The organism is Streptomyces sp. NPDC029122, from assembly GCF_055569445.1.
Genome location: NZ_JBVHWK010000065.1, coordinates 1 through 1658 on the forward strand (window position 1 = coordinate 1; position 1658 = coordinate 1658).

General features: G+C 67.1%; 1 protein-coding gene. It reads right to left on the bottom strand.

What is annotated here, in order from left to right; translation table 11 throughout:
- Nucleotides 1-19 precede the first annotated feature (19 nt).
- Nucleotides 20-1645, bottom strand: a complete 1626-nt coding sequence (locus ACZ4WZ_RS33895; RefSeq protein ID WP_467896957.1) for an ISAzo13 family transposase — start codon at nucleotides 1643-1645, stop codon at nucleotides 20-22.
- Nucleotides 1646-1658: the final 13 nt, after the last annotated feature.

Here is a 1658-nt window from a genome sequence, read left to right on the forward strand (position 1 = left end):
CCTAAGGGCTTGCAGATCATTAACACGGTGTTTTGATCTTGTTGTCCTCGCCGGTCTGTGCCTGGACTCGGGCCTGAAGGGCGGCGAGGGATGTGGGTGGGGTTGTCGCCGGCGGGATGGTGATGCCGTGTGTCTCGAGCAGTCGGCGGTTCTTCAGGAGGGTTCGGTGCATCGCGGTGCGGCTGGTGCCGAACAGCACGGCGAGGGGTTCCGCAGCCAGGGCGGCCCGTAAGTGGAGCACGGTGGCCAGGATCTGGTCGGGGAAGGTCAGCCGGGGCGGGCGGCCGCGCCGGATATCCCCGTCTGGGGCCAGGGTCTCGGTGAGGCCGTTCAGTTGCCGGCGGGACATCCCGGTCAGTGCGGGATCGGAGAGTAAGGCCTGGTCCCACTCCGGTTCCTGCGTCTGCGGGGTCCGGGCCGCCTGGATCACAGGTGATGGCTGGGGGTGCAGTGCATAGTTCCAGTCGCCGTGGAACGCGTGCCGGGTCAACGGCAGGGCGGCCATCTCGGCGTCTTTGATGCGGACTCCGGTCGGGTAGGTGTTGATGTCGAGTTCGGCCCTCACGCGCAGTCCGGTGCGGGTGGTGGTCGCCGCGATCGACTGCACGATGACTTCGTGGCTGGTCAGCGGGCGGCCGCTCCAGTTCATGGTGATGTGCGAGAACAGCCTGTGCTCGATCTTGTTCCACTTCGAAGTGCCGGGTGGTAGATGACACACGGTGATCGTCAGCCCGGTCTCAGCGGAGAGCTTGGCGAGTTCGAGCTTCCAGGCCCGGGTGCGGTATCCGTTGGATCCGCCGGCGTCGGCGGTGATCAGCAGCCGTGTCGCCTGCGGGTAACTGGCCTGGCCCTGGCCGTGCCACCAGCGGCGGATCGATTCCACTGCGAACGAGGCGGTGTCGTGATCGGTGCCGACGTTGACCCAGCCGGTGTTCGCGGTCAAATCGTAGATCCCATAGGGGACGGCTTTGCCCAGTTGTGGGTCGGCGAAGTCGTGGACGCCGACCGGGACAGGCTCACCGGCGGGACGCCACTGGCGGCCGCTGTTCTTGAACTCGCCGACCAGTTCCTTCTTCTTGGTGTCCACGCTGATCACAGGTTGCCCGGTGTCCCGGTGCTCGCGGGCCTGCTCGTTGAGGTAGCGGAACTGGGTGTCCCGGTCCGGGTGCTGGTTGCCCTCGAGTGTCTTCGCGTTCGCCTGCAGGCTGAAGCCTTCCTCCCGCAGCAGGTCGCCCACGGTATCGGCGCTGATCCGGTGCCCGGCCCGGGCCAGCTCCGCCGCGATCGTACGTGTCGATTTCACAGTCCACCGCAGCGGCGACATCGGGTCGCCCCTCTCATCGGGTTCGACCAGCGCCAGCAGTGCCGGCCGCACCCCCGGATCCAGATCGGCGACCCGTTTGCGTCCTCCGCCGAGACGCCGGACCCGTCCCAACGGCTCCTCTCCGGATTCCAGCTCGAACACACCATTGCGGACCGTCGTCTCGCTGACCTGGGCCGCCCGAGCGACAGCCCGGATGCCACCGTGCCCCAGCAGCCGGGCCTCGGTTCCCATCAGCAGCCGTCGCTGCCGCTCGTCCAGATGTGGGAACAACACCGCGAACTTCGCGGAGAGTTGGTCACGGGTCTCGTCCGGGATGCGCATACCACACCAACGA